Source organism: Burkholderia sp. SIMBA_051, assembly GCF_046534915.1.
GTDB classification, from domain to species: domain Bacteria; phylum Pseudomonadota; class Gammaproteobacteria; order Burkholderiales; family Burkholderiaceae; genus Burkholderia; species Burkholderia ambifaria.
Genome location: NZ_JAWRXS010000179.1, coordinates 1 through 284 on the forward strand (window position 1 = coordinate 1; position 284 = coordinate 284).

Annotated in this window: 1 protein-coding gene; it reads right to left on the bottom strand. The window is 36.6% G+C overall.

Annotation, left to right across the window (positions count from 1 at the left end; translation table 11 throughout):
• The coding region (locus SB771_RS34085) for a hypothetical protein (RefSeq protein WP_410721928.1) at positions 1 to 195 on the bottom strand (195 nt) is incomplete at its 3' end.
• Positions 196 to 284: the final 89 nt, after the last annotated feature.

Here is a 284-nt window from a genome sequence, read left to right on the forward strand (position 1 = left end):
GATCTTATATAACTGCGATTCATTCCATTTCTTTTTTTCCGATTCGGATGCATGCGGATTGGTGTCATCAATATGCCCAAAGAGTTGTTCTAAGAGTCCTTTATCATTTTCAAGTAATACCTTCACCATGTCATTGAACAGATCTGCATGAGCCTTGTCACTTGTTTCGAATACTTTAGGAGATTTAATGTCCATCGCTGAGCACTCCTTTCTTAATAAATATCATCAATCTCAAAGATGAATTCAATGTCACCATCTTTTTGTTTGTCTGTCATGGTGCGTAT